This is a genomic window from Pseudomonas alkylphenolica (genome assembly GCF_000746525.1).
In the GTDB taxonomy this organism is placed as follows: Bacteria; Pseudomonadota; Gammaproteobacteria; order Pseudomonadales; family Pseudomonadaceae; genus Aquipseudomonas; species Aquipseudomonas alkylphenolica.
In genome coordinates, this window is the sequence record NZ_CP009048.1 from 30,147 (window position 1) to 54,924 (window position 24,778).

The 24,778-nt window shown below is 59.2% G+C and carries 22 protein-coding genes; 13 read left to right on the plus strand and 9 right to left on the minus strand.

Annotated elements, in window-relative coordinates:
- The first annotated feature begins 107 nt into the window (after positions 1 to 107).
- From PSAKL28_RS00110 to PSAKL28_RS00130, 5 genes are read left to right on the plus strand one after another with little or no spacing between them, the layout of a single operon-like run.
- Positions 108 to 824 (plus strand): TnsA endonuclease N-terminal domain-containing protein, encoded by a 717-nt coding sequence (locus PSAKL28_RS00110; RefSeq protein WP_257011843.1) that lies wholly within the window; start codon positions 108 to 110, stop codon positions 822 to 824.
- Entirely contained in the window at positions 814 to 2,739 is a 1,926-nt protein-coding gene (locus PSAKL28_RS00115; RefSeq protein WP_051939109.1) for a TnsB C-terminal domain-containing protein, read from the plus strand. Before PSAKL28_RS00110 ends, PSAKL28_RS00115 begins: the two co-directional genes overlap by 11 nt.
- Positions 2,736 to 3,644, plus strand: a complete 909-nt coding sequence (locus PSAKL28_RS00120) for a TniB family NTP-binding protein (RefSeq protein ID WP_038605058.1) — start codon at positions 2,736 to 2,738, stop codon at positions 3,642 to 3,644. Before PSAKL28_RS00115 ends, PSAKL28_RS00120 begins: the two co-directional genes overlap by 4 nt.
- A 10-nt stretch (positions 3,645 to 3,654) precedes the next feature.
- Positions 3,655 to 5,571 carry a TniQ family protein gene (locus PSAKL28_RS00125; RefSeq protein WP_051939112.1) on the plus strand — a complete coding sequence of 639 codons (1,917 nt, stop codon included), beginning with the start codon at positions 3,655 to 3,657 and terminating at the stop codon, positions 5,569 to 5,571.
- Complete coding sequence (locus PSAKL28_RS00130) at positions 5,568 to 5,924, plus strand: hypothetical protein (RefSeq protein WP_038605061.1); 357 nt, start codon at positions 5,568 to 5,570, stop codon at positions 5,922 to 5,924. The genes PSAKL28_RS00125 and PSAKL28_RS00130 overlap by 4 nt, the downstream gene beginning before the upstream one ends.
- Before the next feature lie 209 nt (positions 5,925 to 6,133).
- On the opposite strand, the gene istB is transcribed toward PSAKL28_RS00130, so the two are convergent.
- Both istB and istA read right to left on the minus strand, forming a co-directional pair.
- Entirely contained in the window at positions 6,134 to 6,889 is a 756-nt protein-coding gene (gene istB / locus PSAKL28_RS00135) for an IS21-like element ISPpu7 family helper ATPase IstB (RefSeq protein WP_003290589.1), read from the minus strand.
- 17 nt (positions 6,890 to 6,906) lie between these two features.
- Positions 6,907 to 8,421, minus strand: a complete 1,515-nt coding sequence (istA, locus tag PSAKL28_RS00140) for an IS21-like element IS1491 family transposase (protein WP_019364253.1) — start codon at positions 8,419 to 8,421, stop codon at positions 6,907 to 6,909.
- Between the two features lie 186 nt (positions 8,422 to 8,607).
- On the opposite strand from istA, the gene PSAKL28_RS00145 reads away from it, so the two are divergent.
- The 3 genes from PSAKL28_RS00145 to PSAKL28_RS00155 all read left to right on the plus strand — a co-directional run bounded on the left by PSAKL28_RS00145 (position 8,608) and on the right by PSAKL28_RS00155 (position 10,314).
- The gene (locus PSAKL28_RS00145; RefSeq protein WP_038605069.1) at positions 8,608 to 8,898 is read left to right on the plus strand and encodes a hypothetical protein; all 291 of its coding nucleotides are present in this window, start codon (positions 8,608 to 8,610) and stop codon (positions 8,896 to 8,898) included.
- Positions 8,899 to 8,994: 96 nt separating this feature from the next.
- A complete protein-coding gene (locus PSAKL28_RS00150; RefSeq protein ID WP_038605071.1) occupies positions 8,995 to 9,402 on the plus strand; it encodes a DUF6957 family protein in 408 nt (135 codons plus the stop codon).
- A gap of 177 nt (positions 9,403 to 9,579) precedes the next feature.
- A complete protein-coding gene (locus PSAKL28_RS00155) occupies positions 9,580 to 10,314 on the plus strand; it encodes a metallophosphoesterase (RefSeq protein WP_038605074.1) in 735 nt (244 codons plus the stop codon).
- Positions 10,315 to 10,617: 303 nt separating this feature from the next.
- On the opposite strand, the gene PSAKL28_RS00160 is transcribed toward PSAKL28_RS00155, so the two are convergent.
- The 3 genes from PSAKL28_RS00160 to PSAKL28_RS00170 are packed head-to-tail and all read right to left on the minus strand — an operon-like array spanning position 10,618 to position 14,008.
- Positions 10,618 to 11,523, minus strand: a complete 906-nt coding sequence (locus tag PSAKL28_RS00160) for a plasmid partitioning protein RepB C-terminal domain-containing protein (RefSeq protein ID WP_038605077.1) — start codon at positions 11,521 to 11,523, stop codon at positions 10,618 to 10,620.
- Positions 11,523 to 12,443, minus strand: coding sequence for a plasmid partitioning protein RepB C-terminal domain-containing protein (locus tag PSAKL28_RS00165; protein WP_038605080.1), 921 nt, complete (start codon positions 12,441 to 12,443; stop codon positions 11,523 to 11,525). Before PSAKL28_RS00165 ends, PSAKL28_RS00160 begins: the two co-directional genes overlap by 1 nt.
- Positions 12,440 to 14,008, minus strand: coding sequence for a recombinase family protein (locus tag PSAKL28_RS00170; RefSeq protein ID WP_075226410.1), 1,569 nt, complete (start codon positions 14,006 to 14,008; stop codon positions 12,440 to 12,442). Before PSAKL28_RS00170 ends, PSAKL28_RS00165 begins: the two co-directional genes overlap by 4 nt.
- Before the next feature lie 99 nt (positions 14,009 to 14,107).
- On the opposite strand from PSAKL28_RS00170, the gene PSAKL28_RS00175 reads away from it, so the two are divergent.
- A complete protein-coding gene (locus tag PSAKL28_RS00175) occupies positions 14,108 to 14,476 on the plus strand; it encodes a hypothetical protein (RefSeq protein ID WP_038605083.1) in 369 nt (122 codons plus the stop codon).
- A gap of 328 nt (positions 14,477 to 14,804) precedes the next feature.
- On the opposite strand, the gene PSAKL28_RS00180 is transcribed toward PSAKL28_RS00175, so the two are convergent.
- From PSAKL28_RS00180 to PSAKL28_RS00190, 3 genes are all read right to left on the minus strand, one after another.
- Complete coding sequence (locus tag PSAKL28_RS00180; protein ID WP_038605085.1) at positions 14,805 to 15,695, minus strand: DUF2950 domain-containing protein; 891 nt, start codon at positions 15,693 to 15,695, stop codon at positions 14,805 to 14,807.
- Positions 15,696 to 15,709: 14 nt separating this feature from the next.
- Positions 15,710 to 17,242, minus strand: coding sequence for a DUF3300 domain-containing protein (locus PSAKL28_RS00185; protein ID WP_038605088.1), 1,533 nt, complete (start codon positions 17,240 to 17,242; stop codon positions 15,710 to 15,712).
- Between the two features lie 197 nt (positions 17,243 to 17,439).
- The gene (locus PSAKL28_RS00190) at positions 17,440 to 18,756 is read right to left on the minus strand and encodes a sigma-54 interaction domain-containing protein (protein WP_257011844.1); all 1,317 of its coding nucleotides are present in this window, start codon (positions 18,754 to 18,756) and stop codon (positions 17,440 to 17,442) included.
- 248 nt (positions 18,757 to 19,004) lie between these two features.
- On the opposite strand from PSAKL28_RS00190, the gene PSAKL28_RS00195 reads away from it, so the two are divergent.
- From PSAKL28_RS00195 to PSAKL28_RS00205, 3 genes are read left to right on the plus strand one after another with little or no spacing between them, the layout of a single operon-like run.
- Entirely contained in the window at positions 19,005 to 19,889 is an 885-nt protein-coding gene (locus PSAKL28_RS00195) for an MBL fold metallo-hydrolase (protein WP_038605091.1), read from the plus strand.
- Between the two features lie 37 nt (positions 19,890 to 19,926).
- The gene (locus tag PSAKL28_RS00200) at positions 19,927 to 21,198 is read left to right on the plus strand and encodes an NAD(P)/FAD-dependent oxidoreductase (protein ID WP_038605094.1); all 1,272 of its coding nucleotides are present in this window, start codon (positions 19,927 to 19,929) and stop codon (positions 21,196 to 21,198) included.
- Positions 21,195 to 22,013, plus strand: a complete 819-nt coding sequence (locus tag PSAKL28_RS00205) for a sulfite exporter TauE/SafE family protein (protein WP_038605097.1) — start codon at positions 21,195 to 21,197, stop codon at positions 22,011 to 22,013. Before PSAKL28_RS00200 ends, PSAKL28_RS00205 begins: the two co-directional genes overlap by 4 nt.
- 3 nt (positions 22,014 to 22,016) lie before the next feature.
- On the opposite strand, the gene PSAKL28_RS00210 is transcribed toward PSAKL28_RS00205, so the two are convergent.
- The gene (locus PSAKL28_RS00210; protein ID WP_038605099.1) at positions 22,017 to 22,904 is read right to left on the minus strand and encodes a LysR family transcriptional regulator; all 888 of its coding nucleotides are present in this window, start codon (positions 22,902 to 22,904) and stop codon (positions 22,017 to 22,019) included.
- Positions 22,905 to 23,041: 137 nt separating this feature from the next.
- Here PSAKL28_RS00210 and PSAKL28_RS00215 point away from each other — a divergent pair, with 137 nt between their 5' ends.
- The gene (locus tag PSAKL28_RS00215) at positions 23,042 to 24,691 is read left to right on the plus strand and encodes a GMC family oxidoreductase (protein ID WP_038605101.1); all 1,650 of its coding nucleotides are present in this window, start codon (positions 23,042 to 23,044) and stop codon (positions 24,689 to 24,691) included.
- The last annotated feature ends 87 nt before the right edge of the window (positions 24,692 to 24,778 follow it).

Consider the following 24,778-nt stretch of genomic DNA (forward strand, 5'->3'; position numbering starts at 1 on the left):
CCCAATGCAAGGGTGTGCCTACCCTTTTGGGTACACCTCACCAAATATTGACAGTCTACCGAGTCGGGGTTATACCTGACAGCTCAAGCATTTGGTGAAGTGTACCAATGAAATTTGATACCCAAAGCCCTGCCTCCAGCCGCGATGTCGCCAAGCGCTCCAAGCGTGCGCGAAGGGCGCATGTCATGTGCTCACCGAAAAACGGGTTTGTCGAAATTCGACTGGAGTCGCGACTGGAGCAATCGGTCGCGCAGGCATTAGAACTCGATCCCCGAGTGCGGGCTTACCGTGCCCAGCCATTCACGCTTGATTTGACATCGGGTGAGCGGTTGGCGGCCAAGCCACCCCACAAGCCGCCGGGAGCGGTGTATTACACCCCGGATTTCATTGTGGACTTGGACGACCTAGAGGTCGTTGTCGAAGTAAAGCCCAGCGCATTCGTGGAAAAGCATCGGGCGCTGCTGGCGGAGGTGCGCGGCGCTTTGCTCAAGCAAGGATTGCGCTTCTGCGTCATCACCGAGGCGGATTTTCAGGGCCACTACCTGAGAAATGCGCAACTCTTCCTGCAGTATCTGGCGCAAGCTGCCCCTGCCCTCCCCAGGTGGGCCGTTGCCTTGCAAGCGCGAGATCCTCATGAGCTGATGGGGCCCGTCGCCCATGTGCTAAGCGGCGATGTGCCACTGAACCATCAGTTGGCCGCAGGCGTTTTGCTCGGGCTCATACAGTTCGACCTGGTACGTCATCCATTTGAGCACATGGACTTCGACATCGCCCCAGCGTTCGGCAGTTTGAGCGCCTTCGAGGTCATTCGTTATGAACAGTAATCTGCAAGTTGGCCAAGCCGTGGTTTGGCAGGATACGTGTTACGTCATCAAGGCGATCAAGCCGACGCTGGGCGATATCGTCCTCGAAGCCAAGGGCGGAGCGGAGCGTGCTGTCGATATCATCGCTTTTTACAATCACATTGCCTCGGGCGAGATTGAGCTGTCGCAACGGCAAATTGAAGCCACGCAGCGTTCTTGGACGGTCAGCGAACAACGCGAGGCTGACTTTCGTCAGCAGCTGCTCGAGTTTCAGCGGTCACTGGAAAAACAAGGTCTCGACCAGTCGACCTGTGACGCACAGATTGATCAATACTGTCAGCGGCAAGGTCACAAACGGCCTTCCAACAAGACTATCCGGGGCTATCGCAAAAACTTAAAACGCTTTGGCTTTGAGGGGCTCATTCCCAGCTTCAGTCGTCGAGGGGGGACAGGGTGGGCCAAAAAAGCCGCAGCGAAGGCGGTTGCCGAGAAGGTGTTGATTCAGACCTTCATGAAGGACGACAAAGTCAATTTGTCTTCTGTGGCATTGATGGTCAATGAAGAGCTGAAGACGCACAATCAGGCCACTGGAGCCGATGAGAAAGTCGATCGCAAAACCATCGCGCGTTTGCTCCTGCAGCTGCCGAAGTCGCTGGTCAAAGAGGGTCGACTCGACCCGCGTACCTACAACTTGTGGAACCGGCAAGCCGTCCGCCGTTACGACGTCAAACTGCCTTTTGAACGGGTGGAGATTGATGCCAAGACGATTGATGTGTACTGCTGTGACGAGTATGGCCATCGCTACACGGAGCTGACCTTGTACGCCATGGTTTGCGCGCGTACCTCCTACCCCGTCGGTGTATTTGTCAGTGGCGGCAAGCCCAGCGAATACACCCTGCTCAAAGTGTTTGAGTTTTTTTTTACGCCGAAAGACTTGGCCTTCAACGCGCGGTTCGGCATCGAAACGAATTGGGTGCAGCCTTGCGGGATTGCCTTGGTAGTGCTCGACAACGCGTCAGAGAATTTCTCGGATCTGGCATTGGCTATCGTGCGCCGACTGGGTATTCAAATCGAGTATGCCCGGATCGCGCGCGGCGACGATAAACCGCATGTGGAGTCCTTTTTTAAAGCGGCGGACGAGGGTCTGTTCAGCAAGATGCCGGGGGCGAAAAAAAGCCAGGACAAGCGCATCAAAAATCGGCATGCCAAAGCTGCAGCCGAAGCGTGTTACTCCATTGAAGAGATCTACCGCCACCTGGTGAGCTTCGTCGCAGATGTGTACATCCATCGACCGAATCAAAAGCTGGGGTTCCGCCATGGCAAGCCGATGACCATCAAGAGTGCCATGGACGAAGCGCTCACCAATTTCCTGCCCGTACCGCCGCCTTCACTCGAGCAACTCAAGAAATTGCTGCTAGAGGTCAACCGGGATAATCGCAAAATTCAGCATTACGGCGTCGATTTTGACGGGTTCCAGTTCCACAGTCAGGCGCTGGCAGTGCTGGCGCGTGAACGTAACCTCAGCGACATCGACATCCTGTTCAATCCGGAAGACTGCACGGCGATTTATGCCGTGCACCCGGACGACGGCAGCCACATCCGCCTAGAGAACAAGACGATCGGCATGCCTGAGGTATCCTTTGAGGTCGCCAAAACCCTCAAAAAAGCCTATTCGGGCCATGCAGCTACGATGTCCGGCCATGACTATCAGCGTGTGTACGCTCAGATGCTGGCGCAGTTCACCGCTGATAGCCAGCGCCGCCCCAGCATCAAGACCAACAACCAGGCATTGCGTGCGCGCGAGAAACTCGCGCAGAAGGCGGACATCGCCGCGCAGTTTGCACAGCACGCGCCGAAGTCGCGTCCTTTGCCTCGTACCCCGACGGTAGCCGATGGCGATGATGACTTCCGTCCAGCGCCACGGAGGACGGTATGAGTACGATCGCCAATCAGTTGGTGGGGCACGCTCGTTTTAATACCGTACAAGGTCAGTTGGAGGAAGTCTTAACACGGGCCAGAGCCGGTGACCCACAAATCCTTCCGATTGTCGGGCCGACGCGGGTCGGCAAGACGTGCCTGCTGACCAATTTCAGGGCGATGAATTCGATTTCGGAGACAAGCCGCTCCCGCGAGATTATCAGTGTCGTCAGCCCGAAGCATTTGACCGGTCGGGCCCTGCCGGATGCTTGCTTGGCGAGCCTCGGTATGAACCCCGCGCTGTTCAGCAATCATGTCGCTGCGACAGACGCATTTATCAAGGCGGTCAACAAGCATGCTGCACGCTTGATCATCTTTGATGAAACGCAGCACATGCTTGAGCGTGGTAGCAGCACCACGGTGCGCGCGGCAGCGGACTTTCTCAAAGGCCTCTTCGATCAGGCTCAGGCCAGTATCGTCCTGGTGGGGTTGCCGAGTCTGATCGGCCTGTTCCATGCCAACGAACAACTGGCTGATCGCGCGCGGCGTCCGGTGGAGTACTACCCATACCACTGGCAGGGTACGGATTACATCAATTTTCGCAGCGCCTTGGGCAGTGCGCTCGAATACCTGGTGGAGAGTGGTTGGGACACTTTCGAATTCAACGATCGCGATTTTGCCCAACGCATGTACGTCGCGACCGCCGGCCGTTACGGCCTCATCAACAAGATTTTTATCGAGGTGCAGGCACTTGCTGATACAGCGAAGATCGCACGTTATGACGCCTTTGCGAGGGCTTTTGAGCAAGCCGTGATGAACCGTCTGATCGAGCTCAATCCGTTCGATGTCGATCAGACGATTCAGACGGAGCACATGGCTTTGGTGTATGCCAAGGTCATGCAAGAAGCCGGTGTGAAGGTCTAGGAGCAATACCATGTTGGCATTTATTCCCGAGACCGACTTCGCTGACGAAAGTCTCAACGGTTACTTACTGCGCCTCGCCGAAGAGAATTTTCTTGGCTCGACCACTGCCCTGCTGCGCCCAATAGGGATCAGGCTCAAGGCCCAGTATTCGCAGCGGGAACTGCAGGCCATTGCCGAGTATCACGGCCTAGAGCTGCAGCGACTGCAATGCCTGGCAGGTTTTCCGGCCCTCAATGGTTCGTTGCAGTCCGGCGCCTTTATGCGTAAGGCCGCGACCGCGGTGTGCCCTGAGTGTCTTCGGCAGGAAGGTTACATTCGCCAGGCCTGGCATCATGAACTGTTTACTGCGTGCCCGACGCATCAGCTACTGTTGATGGATCAATGCCCCGAGTGCGACGCGCCAGCGGAACTCAATCGCGGCGCGGTGTCTCGCTGTCGCTGTGGTTATGCGCTGAGCGAGGCTGGCGGACACCCTGCCGACGCAGCGAATTTATTCATCTCGTCGGTGTTGCTGGCGCAGCCTTCCCGCCCGTGCGGGCTGAGCGGGCTCAGTGATGAGCCGGGTGTGCCAGCGGATATCGACAAGTTTCTCCTGTTTCTGGCGAACTTGACCTTGCCGACACCCCAGCGCAAAAACGCCGCGATCAGTTTTCACCGCGCGTTGGAAATTAATGATGCCTGCTACGCCCTGGCGGAGAATCTGCCAGAACGGTTTCGTGCCTTCGTGCAGAACAAGGTTCAGGCGGCCAACCAGCTCAAGTCCAGTCGCTTCGTCCACAACCTCGGCCCCTGGTACAAAGAACTGAATACATCGTTCGCGTCCAGCGCCTATAGCTCGGTTCGAGCCACAGTCTGTAGCGTGATGCTCGAACGGGCTGATGCTCCTATCAACCGAAAAATGAAGTACATCGCTGCCGAACTGTTGGGGCAAAAAAAGACTTTTACCGCCTGCGAGGCAGCGCGGCTGCTCGGCTCCTCCCCGGATCGAATCGTCTCCTTGGTGAAGACCGGAAAACTAGCGGGGGAAATCATGAGTGGCGCCGCTGTGGAATTTTGCGTGGTCGATCGGGCGGCGGTGGAAGCGCAGCAGAAGGCCGCCAAGGGATTGGTCGCTGGCAAGGAGCTGCTTAGCCTGCTCAACATCACTCGTCGGGTGCGTGAGCGCTTGCTGGCGTCGGGTGTGCTGAATCGTGTGCCTGACAACGACAAGCCGCTGTTCGCCAAAGGTGAGTATCGTGTAGAGGATATCCAGCGCTTGATCGATACCTTGAATGGTGGGTGTTGCCACGCTGCGTCTGTCTCTAGCTTGGGGCTCGATGACATCAGTGGCAAACGCTTTTCCCATGAGCAGGCGCAAGAGTTATACCGGTTGATATTCAGCGGTCAGATCAAGCCGGTAATGCGAGATATCGGTATCCAGGGCTTGGCAGCGTTCAAGTTTGATCATGACGAACTGCGACGTCACCTTCGGCAAGAGCCGACCATGCCTGAACTAAGCATTACTGATCTGACCAAGATCACGCGCTGGAAACACGAAACCATCAGAGCGTGGATTGAGAGGGGCTTGCTGCCTGCGCGCACCGAGTTCGACGAGGGCAGGCGCCGGGTGTTTATTTCCGTGGCAAACCTGGTGACATTTCTCTCGCGCTATGTGGTGGCGGCTGATGCCGCTGAGCGATTGGGGAGCAAGTCGATTTGGTTGACCAAACCGCTCAAAACCAAAGGTGTGCTGGCGCAAGGGGCGCACGCCACCCGCGATGGAAGCCTGCGTGGCGTCCTGTTGTCGGCTGACGCTTTGATCAACGTGGCCTCCGGTCGGTCGTCCGACTGGGCCCGCCAGCCAACATTGGAGTGGGCGGATCCTCGAGCACTCCTGGCGGATAAACAGCACAGGCCCGCGCTGTCCTTCGTGGAGACGCAGCCATGACCGTTCCGGACACCTGGGCTGAGCGGCAGTTGCAGGAAGCGCTACGTACCCCGTTCGCCACGCCGGTCACGGCCTACCTTACCGACGTGTACATATGCAGTTGCTGTGCCGTGGGGGTTATTCATCACGATGCACGACCAGCTGAGCGCGAGCTGTTTCTGGATGGTCAGCGCATTCGTACGTCTGACATCCGAAGTGTCTCTCGTGATGGGCATTACTGGGTCATCCACACAGCGAGTCAGAGTCGCTATGTCCTCGTCACCTTTCATGCCGATGGTGGAAAAAAGTCGTTTATCGATTTTTTGATGATTTTGTCCAACGGTTTCTATTCCACTCCGGGTCGACTGCACTAACCGGGAGGTAGGCGGATGACAGCGGCGTTCGAGCTGGCGCAGGCACTAAGTAATCGTGAGCTGTGGTTATCCATGACGGCCTGCGGATTCCACGCCATCCGGCCACCCAGTCCGCTCTCATCTGGCCAGGCATTCCAGGGCCATCTGGCCACCTGTTCCACGGCCATCCGGCCGGGCAGTCGGAGCGCAGCGACGCAGGGGTGGCATTGTTAGTCCGGGTTGGCTGGCGTCGTCAATTTCTGCGTCCGTTTGCGCATTGATTCACCCTTCAGATTGATCCGGTAAGCGTTGTGCACCAGGCGGTCGAGGATAGCGTCGGCCAGGGTCGGATCGCCGATCAGTTCGTGCCAGTTGTCCACCGGCATCTGGCTGGTAACGATGGTCGAGCGCTGGCCGTAGCGGTCGTCCAGTAGCTCCAGCATGTCGCGCCGCTGTTCGGCGGTGAACGGGGCCAAGCCCCAGTCATCGAGGATCAGCAGGTCGGTCTTGGCGTAGCTGCTCATCAGCTTGGCGAAGCGCCCGTCGCCATGGGCCAGACCCAGTTCTTCCAGCAAACGCGGCAAGCGCAGGTAACGCACGCTGTAGCCTTCTCGGCAGGCCTGGTGGGCCAGGGCGCAGGCCAGCCAGGTTTTACCGACACCGGTGGGGCCGCCGATGATCAGGTTGAGGCCGTCGCGTAGCCACTGGCCGCCGCTCAGTTGCAGGATCAGCGCCTTATCCAGCCCGCGCGGGCTGCGGTAGTCGATGTCTTCGAGGCAGGCGTTGTGCTTGAGCCGGGCCTGGCGCAGGCGGCTGCTCAGGCGCTTGTCGTCGCGTTCAGTCAGCTCGCGGTCGACCAGCAGGCCGAGGCGTTCCTCGAAGCTCAGGCTGTCGATGTCCGGGGTTTTCAGTTGTTCGTTCAGCGCCTTGAGCATGCCGTGCAGGCGCAGGGTTTGCAGCTTGTCCAGGGTCGGATGGGGCAGCATGGTGGGATTCCTTGTGTTCAGTGGTAGTAGCCGGGGCCGCGCAGGTTGGCGTGGTCGTCCGGCAGCAGGGGCAGGTGCTGCTGGGCCAGCGGCAGGTTCTCCAGCCCCTGGCGCAGGATCGATTCGAGGCTCTTGTAGCTGCACGTGCCGAGGCTGATGGCGCGACGGCAGGCCAACTCCAGGCGCACTTCGCCGTGGGTTTTGCCCAGGCGCAGGATGCCCAGGCAGGCCCGGTAGCCCTGCTGCGGATGGATGCGCCGTTCGAGGATGTGCCGGATCACGCCGGCGGTGTTCGGCCCGGTCTGCTCGGCCCAGCGGATCAGCCGTTGTGGCGTCCACTCGGCATGCTCGCGATGGCTCTTGGGCATGTGCTCGGCCTGCGTGCTGTGCCGGCCCTTGTGCATTGAGCGCAGGTGGCTGGCCACTCGCTGGTTGGCGTGGAAACACTCGACGGTGCGCGCCGTCAGGCGCACCTCCAGCTGCTTCTTCACCAGTTGATACGGCACCGAGTAGTAATGCCCATCGACCTCGACGTGGTAGTCGATGTGCACCCGCGCTTTCTTCCACTCGGCGTAGACGTAGGGTTGCTCCGGCAGGGGGCGCAGCGCCGGACGATCCAGGCTGTCGAAGGCCGTCTGGCGCGAGCCCGGCAGCTTCTTGAACGGGCGTTGGTTGAGCCGCTCCAGCAACACGGAGATGGCGCTGTTGAGTTCGTCCAAGGAGAAGAACTGACGGTTGCGCAGGGCCGCGAGGATCCAACGCTCGACCACCTGCACGCCGACTTCGGCCTTGGCCTTGTCGCGCGGTTTGCGTGCCCGCGCCGGCACCACCGCCACTCCGTAGTGCTCGGCAAGGTCGCGGTAGCTGGGGTTGATGTCCGGCTCGTAACGATGGGCCTTGCTCACCGCGCTGCGCAGGTTGTCCGGCACCACGATCTCCGGCACGCCGCCGAGGAAGGCGAAGCAACGGGTATGCGAGCCTAGCCAGTCCGGCAGCTGCTGCGACCAGGTGGCTTCGGCGAAGGTGTAGCTGGACGCGCCGAGCACCGCGACGAACACCTGCGCCTGGCGGATCTCGCCGCTGTGGCGGTCGATAACCGGCACCGTCTGGCCGGCATAGTCGACGAACAGCTTCTCGCCGACGCGGTGCTCCTGACGCATCACCACGTCCAGCTTGCCCTGCCAGGCCCGGTAGTGCTCACAGAACCAGCTGTACTGAAAGCCCTGCGGCTGGCTCAGGCGGTACTCCTGCCAGAGCAGCGCCAGGGTCACCCCGGGGCGGCGCAGTTCGGCATGCACCCATGCCCAATCGGGTAAAGGCCGCTTCTCGCTGGCAACCGCCGGGGCCGGCGGGAACAGTTGCTGCTCCAACTCGGCATCGGACAACGAACAGGGCCAACTGAGACCACTGGCGGCAAAACGATTGAGGTAGTCGCCGACGGTGACACGACCGACCTGCACGCTGACCGCAATCTGGCGAGCTGATAGTCCGACCTCGAACTTGAGACGTAGTACTTCGCGAATCTTACGCATGGATAAACGCTCCACGACGACCTCTCTGCTTCGAAAAAGAGGTCGATGGTAGTGAAGAAATCCTGCGTAGCTGCCTGCCCGGTTGAGTGGCCGGATGGCCGTGGAATCAGTGGCCGGATGCGCGTGGAATGGGTGGCCGGATCAGCGTGGAATCGGTGGTCAGATGCTCATGGAATGGGTGGCCAGATGACCGTGGAATCCGCAACGGCCTTTCTGGTCGAGGTGCGGATCGAGTGTGATTGTGCCTGCGGACGAGTGTATGCCGATGTGTTGGAACGAGTGGCTGACGGTACTGCGCTGTGTACTGCCGAGATCGATAGCCTGGTGATACGCCAGGGCTATTGGACATTCAAGACGGTTGAAGCTGAACGATATGTGATCGTCAGCTTCGATGGCCCGGCGGGGCGACGTTCGTTCTATGCGTTCGCCCGGTTGATGGCCGGTGGTCTTTTTCGCACTCCGACCACGCGGCAATAACCGAGCACAAACCACCGGCTTGGCCGGTACCAACGATGGCTACCCGGCGTCGATATCAACGCCCCGGCGCTTGATCGTTCAACGGAGGTTAGCGTGATGAGCGAATCGAATCCGTTGGCGCAGATGGCCAACTTTCTCTATGGCGCCGGCACGCCGACAGCGGGCCTAAACCTCAACCCAGAGGAGGCGAGCCGTGAAGCGCAGCGTCGCTACCCACATAAACAATACTGCCTGGTCACGCAGTGGATGCTGGTGGATTTGCTCGTGGCGGATCCGGCACTGTGGGCGGTTGAGCATCCGGGCAAGGTGCCGCGCCTGGTGTTGGCGCATAACATTGTGTTCGACAGCGCTGGACGTTTTCCGCCGGGCTATTGGGTGAGAAGTACCTTTCAAGTCTCATATGCAGAAGAGGGTTTTTTTGAGACCGGCAATACCGTGTACGCCCTTCTGGGTGAGGGCTGCAGCAAAACCGAAGCGCTGGAGGTGGTGTTCAGCCTGTATTGACGCGCCACCCCCGGCTTCGCATCTTTTCAGGTGCTACCGTTACCGATTCGCTTGGCCCACCGGCGCGTGATCGGCGGGCGGCTGACAGCGTTGACCCAGCGGGTGGCGGCGGACGGGACGGCAACACTTCGCCCCGCAGCAGGTAGGCCAACGGCCCGTTGATTATGAGGTGGTGCCATGCGTGTGTATGTGCTCTCCGATTTGCACCTGGAATTCACCCCCTTCGTACCGCCCACGCTGGACGCGGATGTGGTGATCTTGGCCGGTGATATCGATGTCGGGACTCGAGGCTTGCTCTGGGCGCAGCGCACCTTCAGCTGTCCGGTGCTGTATGTCGCCGGCAATCATGAGTATTACGGTGGCCATCTCAGCCGTACTCTGGAGAAACTGCGGGCGTTGCAAATCCCACACGTACAGGTACTCGAGCGCGATGAGGTGGTGATCGAAGGCGTGCGCTTCCTCGGCACCACCGCCTGGACGGACTACACCGCCACCGGCAATCCCATGCGCGCGCAGCGGTTGGCGCAGGCGCAGATGAGCGACTTTCGCCGCATTCGCACGGGCGAATACCGGCGGGTGCGGCCCATCGATTTTCTGGTGCATAACTTTCAGGCGCTGACCTGGTTGCAGCAACGGCTTGCGCACACCTACGTTGGGCCAACGGTGGTGATTACTCACCACGCGCCGTCGCTAATGTCATTGACGAGTAATCTGGAGGCAGGCACGGATCTGGATGCGGCGTATGCGAATGGCTGGGACGAGCTCATGGGCGATGCGGTACAGCTGTGGGTGCATGGGCATGTGCACACGGCGGTGGACTATGTGCTCCTTGGTACTCGAGTGGTGTGCAACCCCCGTGGTTATCCGGGGGAAACCACCGGTTTTGATCCCGGGTTGCTCATCACTATCTGAGTCTGTTGGGCCATACACGTGGCGATAGGAGGGATTCGAACCACGCTGCGCATAACCCATCATCGGTTAGTTCGGGTTCGGCTGCGTCCATCGTAAAGCCCGTGAAGCAGGGTACGCCGCAACCGCCCGGCGGCGGGTGTGTAACCTGTGCACGCTCAAATAGGGGGGGCGTCGACCATTGCCACCTGTGTCTGCAGTGCATTCTTGCGGGGCTCCGCCGCCACCTGCATTGATCCGGGCAACGTGTTCTGCCCGACTGGCCCACTGCACGCGATCGTTCGGTGCCCGGTATGACAGTGGGCGTTACTCTCGTTCAAGGTGACGCGCATCGGAACTAACCGCCTCCATGATGGACACTAACTCCTCAAGCAGGTCAGCATGGTAACGGTAGAGGTAACCGGCAATCGCATCATTCCGTAGTACCCGAGCGATGTAGCCTTTCGCTACGACCAAGACCAACATCGTTTCCCCAAGCGTGTCCTCGACGGATTTGTAGTCGTGGTAGAGCTTTTCCATTTCCCGTTCCATGCGAGCAATGTCTTCGGCGTTGGCTTCATTGCTCCCCTTTTTCTTCGCTTCCACCAACATCTCTGGACGTGTGGCGGCCAGTACCATGCGGGCATAGTTCTGCGTAAAGCAGTTCGCGGACGTCATTAGCTCAACGGTTTCGAATTGCCGGAAGGGCTTCATCTTTTTCAGGATGCGAAAGACCTCTCGGCCAACCATTCTGACCTTCAGCATGTCGACGACCTCTGGTGCAATACCGTCCAGTAAGTGCTGGCGCTCGCGCACTCGATCTACGTGGATCCCCAGAACTTTGGCGATGAGGGCCGGTTCGATACCTTTCTTCACTGCCGCCATGATCATCTTGTGTTCCTGAACCGGTGTCAGACGATTGATTTGGCGGTTGTAGGTGAAGCCTTCGTCGTCCGTTGAAATCAGGCACAAGGCTTCCTTGCCACCCAGCGCCTTCAGGGCTGCTAAACGGAGGTGACCGTCCAAGAGAATGAACGAGGCGACCCCATCGGTGACTACCGGCTGAGGATGAACAGCCAGCGGCTCAATCACCCCTAGCTCGCGGATTGAAGAGAGGATCGTCGAGTATTTTTTGCTACTTTGAACGTCTTTGTCCAACTTGTGCGTCGGGAGTATGCGTTCGAGGGGGATCGTGATTATCCTTCGTTCAAAGGCGTGTTTAATTTGCCCCATCAGGATGCCTCACCTTGTATGCGATCCGCCAAGGCCTTGGGCATATCTTGAATGGCTTCGGTACGCAGCAACGTGCAGAAGTATTCGTCGGCAAGGAGTTTGCGCATGGCGGTCACCATAATCAGCAAGCGCTGCTCATTAATGTCGGCCTTTTTAATCATGACCTTCTGCCGGCGGACTTCGTTCTGATAGGCATTGAGCAGTTTTTGTGGCGTGGTGAGCTGTTCAGCACTATGGGGGCGGTGGCTGTAGTTCTTTCCTAGGGCCTTACGTCGATCAATGAGTCGGCGGATTTTTATTATTTGATCCCCTTTGAGCACGCCTGACTCATACGCTTCGACCATTGCCAGCTGGGTCTCACTGTCACTGGCACGGGCGATAATGGTGGCCACTTTGATCGGTAACCAACCCTTCTCTACTGCAGCAATCAAGCGTTCTTCGCCCTGACGCAAGAGCATGAGAATACAGTTGACATAGGCGGGATCCAGCCCAGTTTTCGCGGCAATTTCCTTCGTGCTGTAGCCCCGCTCGGACAGAATGTTCATGGACGACAGCAGATCGCGATTGGAGTGCTTCCGTCGGGCCAGGTTTTCTACCAGACTGATGAGAAAACGATCTGCTTCTTTCGCGCTAACCACCACACACGGGATTTCCTGTTCTCCCAACGTGCTAAATGCTTCGAAGCGGCCTTGGCCGCAGACCAGGTCGAATGTCTCGCCATGATCGTCAGCCCCATTCACGCTGACGGTGATGGGGCGTTTCAGGCCGATGGCCGCAATGTTTTCCACCAATTTGGCGAAGACCGCTTTATTGCGTACACGCGGGTTCAATACGCGAATGCGATCTAGGCGAATGAGTTGAATCGTCGAAGCGCCTGCGACATGCAGGTGAGCTTTTTCTAACCGCTGGCTAGGGTTCATGCTGCTCTCCTGTAGTGGGATCGGCGAGAAAGATCAGCCAACATGTCCAACGTGGAGAATCGGTAAATCTCGAGGTTGGATTGGTTGTTTTCGGCCAGACGCAGGTGGGGGGTGTGCATATCGACGGCAGGCAGGATGTAGTAGTCCAGAGCCATTTCTTCGCCTGGAGCCATACGCACGGCGATGGTGATGTCCGGGTTGAGACCTAAATCAAAGCGCACTTTCCAGCGCTTGGTGCCCGCCCCCGAAATGTGGCAACGACAGAGCACCAAAGAAACTGCCAACTCGTCATTGAGCCGCAATAGCTGTGTCGTAGGGTCGACGACGACTTGCCCACCGACCGCGTGTATTTTCTCAGTGGTCTCATTGAGCAGGCGCGGATGCATCAGGCGCAGCTGCCGATTGGCTTCGAGGTATTGATAGTCCCTGGACGGGGTGTAGCCAATCAGCGAGTAAGTGCGCAACAGGCTGCCAAAGCGATTTTGATAAGCGCTACTGGACGGGCAGGTTTCCGCCTCATCGATCAGCAGACCTGAGAGATATCCACGCTGTTCATACAATCCTTTGAGGCGGCGCAGCATTTCCTGGTCAGGCATTCGGTACGAGCGGGTTTGGATGATTTCTTGAGCGGCGACAAACAACAACTGGCTAACGATGGGTTGAAAAGCCGCATCTGATCGCACCCATTGTGCTGGCTCATTGCGCATGCGCTGTTGTTTGAGTTTGAACGAATAGCGATTCCAGACGTTATTACCAATGTATTTTTCGTTTATGAGCACTTGGTGGACGGTGCCGCGCGTCCAGGGGCGCTCAAGGTCAGTCAGAACACCATTGGCATTGAGTCGGTCGGCAATTTCGCGTTCACTTCGTCCCTCCTCTACAAAGTCGCGATAGATTTGTTGCACGACGTGGATTTCTTCCCTTGGCCCAGGCACCAAGATCACACGATCCGTCTGGATACTCTTATGCGTCCCTCGGGTCAGCTCGCCTTTGGACGATCCAGTGGCATCGATCAGCTGCCGCCGTAAACCAAAGCCAGCGGTGCCACCTTGACGGTAGCCAAGCTCGATAAGGCGAGATTGGCCGGCAAACACTTTGACTGAGAGTTCGCGACTGTACTCACCCGCCATCATGCGCTTCACACTCTTAATGATGTTGGAGACTGGTGAGCCGTCGTTTTGAAATTGCTCGGCGCAGTATTGAACGGAGACCCCGGCCTGGCGACAGCGAACCTCATAGCTGGCACTTACATCCGGATCTTGAAACCGTCCCCAGCGGCTAACGTCATAAACCAAGATGGTTGAGTACATTGCCTGTCCGCTTTCAACGTCGTCGAAAAGCTGTTTCAGCGCATCACGTCCCTTCAGCCGTAAACCGCTTTTCCCTGCGTCGGTGTAGACCTGAACAATTTCGAGTGCGTGCGTCAGTGCATAGAGTCGAATCGTGTCGAGTTGGTTTTCGGTGGAGTACTGCTGATGTTCAGTCGACATCCTTACATAGGCCGCTGCCAGAGCGGGATCCCGAACCGGTTGATCGGCGGTCTGGGCATAATTTCGCTTCCGCATCGGCAATGGCCCCCTGCAAGGCACCACAGGTTGTTTTGATCTATGGAGATTCAGCTGCTGTGAGCATTTAAATGACGATAGAAGAGGGGAAATGGAAAAATGTTACCTAAAACGGGCAGTTTTTTTCTGAGCCATGAACAGTACGCCGAAGGCATCGCCAGGGCATTGCGGACAGAGCTAGGTGCTACGCACCAGGCGGTGAAAACACTCATGAAATGGACGAATGCAAATGAAAGGACGGCAAAAAACTGGTTGGCAGGTGTCAGTGGCCCAAGGGGAGAACACCTTGCTGCGCTGATTCAACACTCAGATCTGGCCCTCGACACGTTTCTACACATGGCCCAACGGCGGCAGGCTGTGGTGGCGTCGACCCTGCCCACACTCAGGGACAAACTCATGATGGCTGTGGCGACAATTGATGCTTGTCTGAGCGATACAGTAGCCAACGACCTCGCTTCTCAAGCATGAGCCTCATTGCAGGGAAGGTAGAATCCGTTTTAAACATGGATTCATGTTTTGACAATTTGTCAAAACCAATTATATTGAAGTGATAGTTTCCTGTTTGCGGGTGGCCTATTACTACGATTAAATTTAACTTCAGCCGAAGTTAGGTGTCGGTCGGTTAACTTTGTCCAAATGGAAGATTAACTTTGACCGAAGTCATTGTATAATGCTGATATTAAAAGTTGTCAAAGTCGATTAACTTTGCCCACCTACATCAGGTGTAGGTTCGCCGAAAAGCTGCAAAAAAAAGCCCGCTCACGCGGGTTTTTTTTTGCGTTGGTTTCCACTTGGTTCAGCGCGCGTCCTCCTCGTCCTTTACTTCAGTCCAACTGCTGTCGGGGTCGAAACGCGTAATCGCAGCAGCTTGCTTGGTGCTGTCCCGGCCGAGGTCTTTCTCGAACAATTCGCCGTCGTGGCTGATCATGAAGCTCATCACGCCAGTGTCCCCATAGTCCGTCGGCCAGGCGATCACGGCAAAACCGCGGGTCATGCGATCGCCGATCTTGTAGTCATAGGCGCCACCCGGCGCCGAAGGGCCCTGGGCAGTGAGGATACGGTAGTGATAGCCGTGCCAGTCGTCACCCTTCGCGGCATCACCGAACAGCGGCCCGAGTGGACTTTCTTCGACGCCTTCCTCTTCCGGCCAGTACAGGCCGTCGAACTGCCCGTCGCTACTGATGAACTTCTGCGCGTATTCGAGGACCCCATCGTTATTGCGATCAACCTCGGCGTAATCCATCTGCGCGTCGTGATAGGCACGCGCTGCTTGAATGGTCGCCAGTTCGTTGCGCCCGATGCGGCGCAGGCGGATTTCCTCGGCACCGGCTTTGGTGTCGAAGGCCCAACCGCCAGCATTGTGTCGGATGGGAATCGGGAATACCCAGGGCGTGTCGCCGACGACCAGATGCGCACGCTTCGGGCTGTCGGACTGAACCTGATGTTTTTCCTTGTAGAGGGCGAGAAAGGCGTCGACATCTTTACGGTCGACGTTCTTGGTCGGGATGTAACTCTTCCAGTCGTTGCCGAGCAAGTTGGCCAACAGTTGGCTATCAGCCTTTTCGCTACCAAGCGCCTGCACCAGTGCTTCGCCGGCGGCCTCCGCGTTCGGGAAATGTGTTTGAGCGTAACTGCTGGACGTCCAGAGCAGGAGCAGAACCAGCGCAATTCGACTTGCAGCATTCATGACTGACTCTCCTCTCAACGGCGACGGCCGCCACCGCCGGATTGCATCCGTACGGGTCGTTGTACCTGATGGCCCGCAGACGCTGCGGAGGGTCGGCTGGCGCTCCGTTGGCTGACCTGGCCACGATTGCTCGCGACGCGTGTCTGCGAAGGATTGCGTACACCAGCCAACGCATTGTTGCGGGGCGCCTGGGCGCTAGCATGTTGCTGGCGGACTTGCTGGCGTACTTGTTGGTTGCGCACCGGCTGCTGTTGCTGGCGTTTCTGCACGGTCGTTTGCGCACGCTGGCGGGCCTGACCGTCATTCTTCAGTTGGCGGTCGGCAACCTGGGCGCGCTCGCGTGCGCTGCCTGACTGGTTGATGCCACGTTGTTCCAGGCTTTGTTGGGCGCGCTCGCGGTCGGCACTCTGTACACGTTGGCGGGCCTCAAGGTTACTGGTTGCCGGTGCTTCGATGCCACGCTGTGCGAGGCTTTCACGGGCTCGTGCGCGGTCTTCGACACGGGCCGGGGTGTCACCGCGGTAGGCTGTGCGCTGTGCGCTGCCGGGTAGGCGCCGGTCGAACTGAGCTCGGCTGGCTTGGTCGCGGTACGGAACGCCGTCGCGATACACAGGGTTATGGCGCCAGTTGTTCTGGTTGGCATCGAGTCTGCGGTTGACGTTGTTGATGTTGTTGTAGCGATTGACGTTGATATCGACGTCATGATCATCCCAGTCGCAATCCCCCCACAGCGAATTGACGATCGCTACGCCAGCACCGAAAGCCAGGCCGGTGGCCAATGCCGTTCCGATGGCATACCCCGGTGATGGCGGGTAATACGCCGGTGGGGAGGATGGATAGGGCCAACTGCCGTACACCACTGAGGGGTTGTAGCTTGGGACGTATACAACCTGCGGGTTGGTCGGCTGGATAACGATGGTTTGCGCCGGCGCGGCACCTTGTACCACCGTGGTCGTGCCGCTTGTGGGAGTGCTTGACGGTTGCACGATAACGGTCTGTTGCTCGTTGGACTCCAGGTGCCCAGTGGCCTTGGCCTTGGCGCGCAGACGCTGCACCGAGTTCATGACCGCGTCGGGCTGGGCGAGGAAGGCATCGCCGACTCGCTGTACCCAGACCGGGTCCTGGCCAAGGGTGGCCAGCACCTGCGGAAAAGCCACCAACGATTGCACACTCGGGTCCCAGGGTTGGTCGGCGACCTGTTTGACCGCGGCATCACCACTGACGTTCGGATGCGCCTTGGACCAGGCAACCGCGTCGGCGACATTGCCTGGATAGGTGGTGGCCATCAGTACTTGAGCCAGCAAAGCGTCCGGATACAGCGCCAATGGCGCCAGCATTTGATCAAGCTGTTCGGTGCTGAACACCGCCTCGCTTGGCGTCGTCGGAGCGGCTGGTGCGGCTGGTGCGGCTGGTGCGGCTGGTGCGGCTGGTGCGGTCGCTGCGGGCGCCGTGGCCGTTGCCTTGGGTTGCGCATCCTCATCGGAACAACCTGAGAGTGCGAGCATGGCGATGGTGAGCAGGATCGCCCGGTGAAGGCAGGCAGACATGACGATGCTCCTGTGGGAGAAAAGACAGAGCGGAACGTCAGGCGCCCTGACACCCAACGGTTTACCGACTCGGCGATCGACGTACGCAAAGCCCTCCGCTGCGGCTGAGCAGTATCAGCGTAGAAGAAAAAATGCCCTGCCGGATGACCACGATCAAATGAAACCGTGTGTTTATCTTCGGTTCATGCCCTGCGGGATCAAAGCCCAAGTTCACGTAAGCGGCGGTAGAGGGTCCGCTCACTTAAGCCCAGATGCCGGGCCAACTCGCTGCGCGAGCCGTCAAAGCTCTCCAGGGCCTGGGCCAGCTGCCCAAGGTTTTCTTTGTTGCGCCGCCGCACTGACGCTTGCGGATTGTCCATCCCGCTGCGCAGATCTGCCGGCAAGTGCTCGGCACGGATTACGCCGTCATCAGCAAACAACCGCGCCCGCTCGAGGATGTTACGCAGCTCGCGGATGTTTCCGGGAAAACTGTGCAGGCCCAACAGCTTTAATACTTCACCATCGACCTGAGGTGCCGTCTTGCCAGCCATTCGTTGCAGCAGGCTGTCGATCAGCAATGGCAGATCATCAACCCGTTCACGTAGCGCGGGTAAGCGAATGGGAAAGCCGCTGATGCGGTAATAGAGGTCTTCACGAAAGCTGCCGGCCGCCACCATTTCCTTGAGCGGCTTGTGGGTGGCCGAGACCAGCCGGAAGTCCGAGTGGACGGTGCGCAAGCTACCGACTGGACGAAAGCTGCCGGACTCGATCAGGCGCAACAGTTTCACCTGCATGGCCAGTGGTACTTCGCCGATCTCATCAAGAAACAAGGTGCCGCCATGGGCCGCTTCGGCAAGGCCGATCTTGCGTTGCAGTGCACCGGTGAAAGCGCCCTTCTCGTAACCGAACAGCTCGCTTTCGAACAACGACTCGGTCAGGCCGGTGCAATCGACCACGACCAGCGGGCCGTTGGCGCGGGGGCTGCCAAGGTGTAACGCGCGGGCGAAGAGTTCTTTGCCGGTACCCGACTCACCCTGTAGCAGTACCGGAATCTGAGCAGGCGCTGCTCGCTGCAAACTGGACAACGAGTCTGTGAACGCTACTGAGCGCCCTACCAGGCCTCGTTGCTGTGGCTGGGCTGACGCCACGGCGATGCTGGTCAGACGTTCGACAAAGGCCACCACTTCACCGTGCTGATCCAGGATCGGACGCAACTCAACGTCAACGTGTTCAGGCCCGCGTGGTGTGTGATGAACATGCAACACGCGTTCAGGCGCGCGGCTGTCCCAGGCCTTGCGCATCGGGCACAGCTCACCGGCCTGATCGCATGGCACCGCATAGTGATGGGAAACCCGATGACATTTACCGCCGATCGGCGGCTGGCCTTCCACGCCGAACTGGCGCCGATAGGCAGCGTTGGCGGCGAGGATGTTGTAGTCGGTATCCAGCACGATGGCCGGTTGAGCATCGTGTTCGAGATACGACACCAGCGCCTGCACGGCAGGATCGGGAATAATTGGCGAAGAATAAGACATAAGGCACCAGGAGAAGCAGGCAAGCAGCTTAACTGAAGGCGAGAGGCACTGCCAAAAACTGCCAGAGACTGCCAATGCCTGACAGCCAGAACGGCAGTCCGCATCAGGGCGAATCCCTGACAGCCAATGAAATCGCTGCTTGAGTGCAAAAAATGGTCAGTGCAACGATGGCATGCATCTTGATAACAGCCTGACCCATGCGCGTAAGGCTCAATGCCCTGGCACACGGAATTATCTGGAGAGCGGTAATGATCATCGGCGGCAACTTGTATGTGGAAGCGTTGTTCGACAGCGTAACTTCGACCATCAGCTATCTACTGATGGATCGTGGCAGCGGTGATTGCGCGTTGATCGACAGCGTACTGGACTACGACCCCAAGTCCGGTCGAACCGACAGCGCCTCGGCAGACAAGCTGATTGCCCGGGTCAATGAACTGGGCGGTAAGGTTCAATGGATTCTGGAAACCCATGTGCACGCCGACCACCTGTCTGCCGCGGCGTATCTCAAGCAGGCCCTGGGTGGCCAGATTGCCATCGGTAGCCAGATCACCCAGGTGCAGAAAGTTTTCGGCACGCTGTTCAATGCCGACAGTGGCTTCGCCCGTGACGGCAGCCAGTTCGATGTGCTGTTCGACGATGAGCAGCCGTTTACCATTGGCAACCTGCAGGCGCGTGCCCTGCACACCCCAGGGCATACGCCGGCGTGCATGACCTATGTGGTGGAAGTCGATGGCCAGAGCATCGCCTTTGTCGGCGACACCCTGTTCATGCCTGACTACGGCACGGCCCGTTGTGATTTTCCCGGTGCCAGCGCCCGCACCTTGTACCGGTCTATCCAGCGCATTCTCGCCCTCCCCGCTGATACCCGATTGTTCATGTGCCATGACTACCTGCCGGGTGGCCGCGAGCTGCGCTACATGACCACGGTGGCGGAACAGCGCGCCAGCAATATCCATGTCCGCGAAGGCATCAGCGAAGACAGTTTTGTTGCCATGCGCGAAGCCCGCGACGCCACCCTCGACATGCCGGTGCTGATTCTGCCTTCGGTGCAGATCAACATGCGCAGCGGTCAGCTCCCCGAACCTGAAGACAACGGTGTGCGCTATCTGAAGATCCCGCTCAACGTGCTCTGAGCTGTACCCAGAATTATTATTAAAGGAACACCTTGCCATGCCTGCTCACACCACATCGTCGAAAGGCGATCATCACAAGGTCCTGATTGTCGGCGCGGGGGCTGCCGGTATCGCCGTGGCTTCAAGCTTGATGTGCCGCGATCCGTCGCTGGATATTGCCCTCATCGACCCGGCCGACACTCATTACTATCAGCCCGGCTGGACGATGGTCGGTGCCGGTGTCTTCAATGCGCCCAGCACCGCGCGGAGCATGGCGTCGACCATCCCTTCCGGGGTTCGCTGGATCAAGGCCAGCGTCGAAAGCTTCGACCCTCAGGCGCAAGCGCTGACCCTGGATGATGGACGCTTGCTGAGCTACGAGCAGTTGGTGGTGTGCCCGGGTCTGAAGCTTGACTGGGAGGCCATCGATGGCCTGAGCGAAACCCTCGGCCGTAATGGTGTGACTTCCAACTATCGCTATGACCTGGCGCCCTACACCTGGCAGCTGGTGCAGAACCTGCGCGAAGGCCGTGCGCTGTTCAGCCAGCCGCCAATGCCGATCAAATGCGCAGGCGCACCACAGAAAGCCTTGTACCTGTCGTGCGATCACTGGTTGCGTGCGGGGCGTCTGGGTAACATCCAGGCGCAGTTCTTCAATGCTGGCGCGGTGCTGTTCGGGGTGGCGGATTATGTTCCTGCGCTGATGGAGTACATCGACAAGTACGCGGTGGATCTGCAGTACTCCCATCGTCTGGTCGCAGTCGATGGCCCGGCCAGGCAGGCCACTTTTGTTCGAACCTTGCCCGATGGCAGTAGCGAAACCCGGGTTCAGCCGTTCGACATGCTGCATGTGGTGCCGCCACAAGTGCCTGCCGATTTCATCCGCAATAGTCCCTTGGCCGATGCTGCTGGCTGGATAGATGTCGATCCGGCGACCTTGCGTCATCGTCACTTCGCCAACATCCACGCCCTGGGTGACGGGATCAACACGACCAATGCCAAGACCGCTGCAGCCGCGCGCAAGCAGGCGCCGGTGGTGGCCAATAACGTGCTGGTCGCCTTGGGGCGTCTGCCGAAGTTGGCGCACTACGATGGTTACGGCTCCTGCCCGCTGACCGTCGAGCGCGGCAAGATCGTATTGGCCGAGTTCACCTATGGCGGCAAGCTGGCGCCGAGCTTCCCGCGCTGGCTGCTCGATGGTCGCCGCCCTACCCGGCTGGCCTGGCTGCTCAAGGCGCAGATCCTGCCGCCGCTGTACTGGCGTTGCATGCTCAAGGGCCGCGAGTGGCTGGCCAAACCGCAGACAGTCGTTGCTGAGGTCCAGCAGTGATCGAACAGCCATTTCTCGCTGCAGGACTGGGAGCGATCATTGGTGCGGTGCTGGCGCTGACCGGGGCTGGCGGCGGCATTCTGGCCGTGCCCTTGCTGGTCTTCGGCCTTGGCCTGTCGATGGTCGAGGCGGCGCCGGTCGGACTGCTGGCCGTCGGCATGGCCGCGGCGGTCGGTGCCGTCCTGGGGTTGCGCCAAGGGGTGGTGCGCTACCGGGCTGCGGCTTTTGTAGCGCTGATCGGTATCGTTGCTGCCCCGTTCGGACTGATGCTGGCGCATCAACTGCCCAACGCACCGCTGGCCCTGGCCTTCGCGGCAGTGCTGGTGTATGCCTGTGTGCGCATGCTGCTCAAGGCGCGCCGCGAGCTGCGAGGTGAGCCGCCACTGGGCAAGCGTATGGTCATGCCGTGTGTGCTCAACCCGCTGCAGGGACGCCTGCGCTGGACCCTGCCCTGTGCCCGTGCGTTGGCGTTTACCGGTACGTTGTCCGGGCTGCTCTCGGGATTGCTCGGTGTCGGTGGCGGCTTTGTGATCATCCCGGCACTGAGTCGTTACACCAACCTGGACATGAAAAGCATCGTCGCCACCTCGCTGGCAGTGATTGCCCTGGTGTCCACCGGGAGCGTGATCAGCGCCAGCGTCGGTGGGGTGATGCACTGGAGCGTGGGTGCGCCGTTTGCCGGCGGTGCCGTGTTGGGGCTGCTGGTGGCCCGGCAGTTTGCCGGTCGCCTGGCCGGCCCACGCCTGCAGCAACTGTTCGCCACTGTCGGGATCTGTGCGGCAGTGCTGCTGGCGGTGAAAACGCTGGGCGCTTGAGCCCTACTCTGCCAGCAAGGCGTCCTGCTCTTGCGCGCACAGCGCCAAGAGAAAATCCCAGACCACCCGCAAGCGTACTGACTTGTGCAGTTCGCGGCGGGTGCAGATCCAGTAGCTGCGCTGGATGGTTTCGCTGGGCAGTACCCGGACCAGCGCCGGGTCATGCCGGGCCATGTAGTTGGGCAGCACGGCAATCCCCAAGCCGGCACGCGCAGCCTGCTGCTGGGCGATCACGCTGGTGCTGCGAAACACTACATTCGGGGCGCGGCAGAAGCTGTTGAGGAACAGCAGTTCCTGGCTGAACAACAGGTCGTCGACATAGCCGATCCAGCTGTGCCTGGCCAGGTCTTCGCGGTGATGCAGCGCTGGCGCCTGGGCCAGGTACTCGGGGCTGGCATACAACGCCAGGCGGTAATCGGTGAGTTTGCGGGTGATCAACAGGTCGGCATTCGGTCGTTCCAGGTGGATGCTGATTTCCGCCTCGCGGTTGAGGATGCTGACGAAGCGCGGCACCGCAACCAGTTCCACCTCCAGCCCCGGATAGCGTTCGAACAGGCTGCCCATGCGCGGGGTGAAGAACATGATGCCGATGCCTTCGGTGACACCCAGACGAATCTTGCCTAGCGGGGTGATGGCCTGAGTGATTTCTTCCTGGGCCAGCAGGGCGACGTTTTCCATGGCTTCGGCGTGCTTGAGCAGGGCCTGGCCGGAAGGTGTCAGTTCGTAGCCTTGAGCGTGCTGGACGAACAAAGCGGTGCCCAGACTCTGCTCGATATTATCGATATGCCGGGCCACGGTGCTGTGGGTGGTATTGAGGCGCTTGGCGGCTGTCAGCAGGCGGCCGCTACGCTGCAACTCGAGAAAAAACCGCAGATCATTCCAGTCGAACATGCTTTTCCTTGTGAATCAGGTGTTCACGGACGTTGTGTTAAAACGCACAGCACTTGAGTGAAATCTAACGTTTTCATCTCGAAATTAATCAATAACATGGACCAGGACAAGAATAATAATCAGGCGCGAGGTTGCCCATGCCATCAGCCGATCCTGTCTACGATTACGTGGTCGTCGGTGCCGGTCCCGCCGGATGCCTGCTGGCCAATCGTTTGTCTGCCGACCCAAGCTGTCGGGTATTGCTGCTCGAAGCGGGCGGCAAAGACAACTATCCGTGGATTCATATTCCGGTGGGTTACCTGTATTGCATCGGTAACCCACGTACCGACTGGTGCTTCAAGACCGAAGCCCAGCCTGGCCTCAACGGACGTGCCCTGGGTTATCCACGGGGCAAGGTGCTCGGCGGCTGTTCCTCGATCAACGGCATGATCTATATGCGTGGCCAGGCTGGCGACTACGACCGCTGGGCCGAGCAAGGCAACGCCGGCTGGGCCTGGAAAGACGTGTTGCCGCTGTTCAAGGCCAGCGAAAACCATTTCGGCGGTGCCAGTGATACACACGGCGATGAAGGCGAGTGGCGGGTCGAACAGCAACGTTATTCGTGGCCGATCCTCGATGCTTTCCGTGCAGCGGCGGCCCAGAGCGGAATTGAAAGCGTCGCCGATTTCAACGGTGGTGATAACCAGGGCTGTGGATACTTTCAGGTCAACCAGCGTTCCGGGATTCGCTGGAACTCGGCCAAGGCCTTTCTTCGTCCGGTACGCAACCGTCCTAACCTGACCGTACTGACCGATGTGCTGGTCGATCAGGTAATCCTCGACGCCGGTCGTGCCTCGGCGGTAAGGGCACGCTGGCAAGGTAACTGGCAAAACTTCAGCGCCCGCCGCGAAATCATCCTTTGCGCAGGCTCGGTGGGTTCTCCCGGGATCCTGCAACGTTCCGGCATCGGCCCGCGTGGACTGCTGGAAAGCCTGGGGATAACTGTCCGGCACGAATTGCCGGGGGTTGGCGGCAACCTGCAGGACCACCTGCAACTGCGGCTGATCTATCAGGTCAGCGGTGCACGTACCCTCAATCAGGTCGCCAACAGTGCCTTGGGCAAGCTGGGCATGGGCCTGCGCTATCTGTATGACCGCAGTGGTCCGCTGGCCATGGCGCCGAGCCAGCTGGGGGCGTTTGTCCGCTCCGGGCCGGAACAGGCCACGGCCAACCTGCAATACCATGTGCAGCCGCTATCGCTGGAGCGCTTCGGCGAGCCGCTGCACCGCTTTCCGGCCTTTACCGCATCGGTGTGCAATTTGCGCCCGGCGAGCCGTGGGCGCATCGATATCCGCTCGGCCAACCCGGACGATTCACCGCTGATCGATCCCAACTACCTGAGCGACCCGGAAGACTTGCGCGTTGCCGCCCAGGCCATTCGCATCACCCGCAAGATCGTCCAGGCGCCTGCCCTGGCGGCGTTCAGCCCACGCGAATACCTGCCTGGGCCGGATCTGCAAAGCGAAGAACAGCTGCACGAAGCGGCAGGCCAGATCGGTACCACCATTTTCCATCCGGTCGGTACCTGCCGGATGGGCAACGGTCCGCTGGACGTGGTCGATGACCAGCTGCGCGTGCACGGTGTGCCGGGGCTGCGTATCGCCGATGCCTCGATCATGCCGCAGATTGTCTCCGGCAATACCTGCTCACCCACCTTGATGATTGCCGAAAAGGCGGCGCAACTGATTACCCGGGGAATGTTATCCACAGCTCGGATCGATGAAGAAAACGCAATACCGACGCCCTGACCAGGGTGCGTAGCAACAACGACACCGGACGCGGTCTGCCGGCGTCGACAGTGGAACAACAAGAATAATCACTGGGGCCTTGAGGCC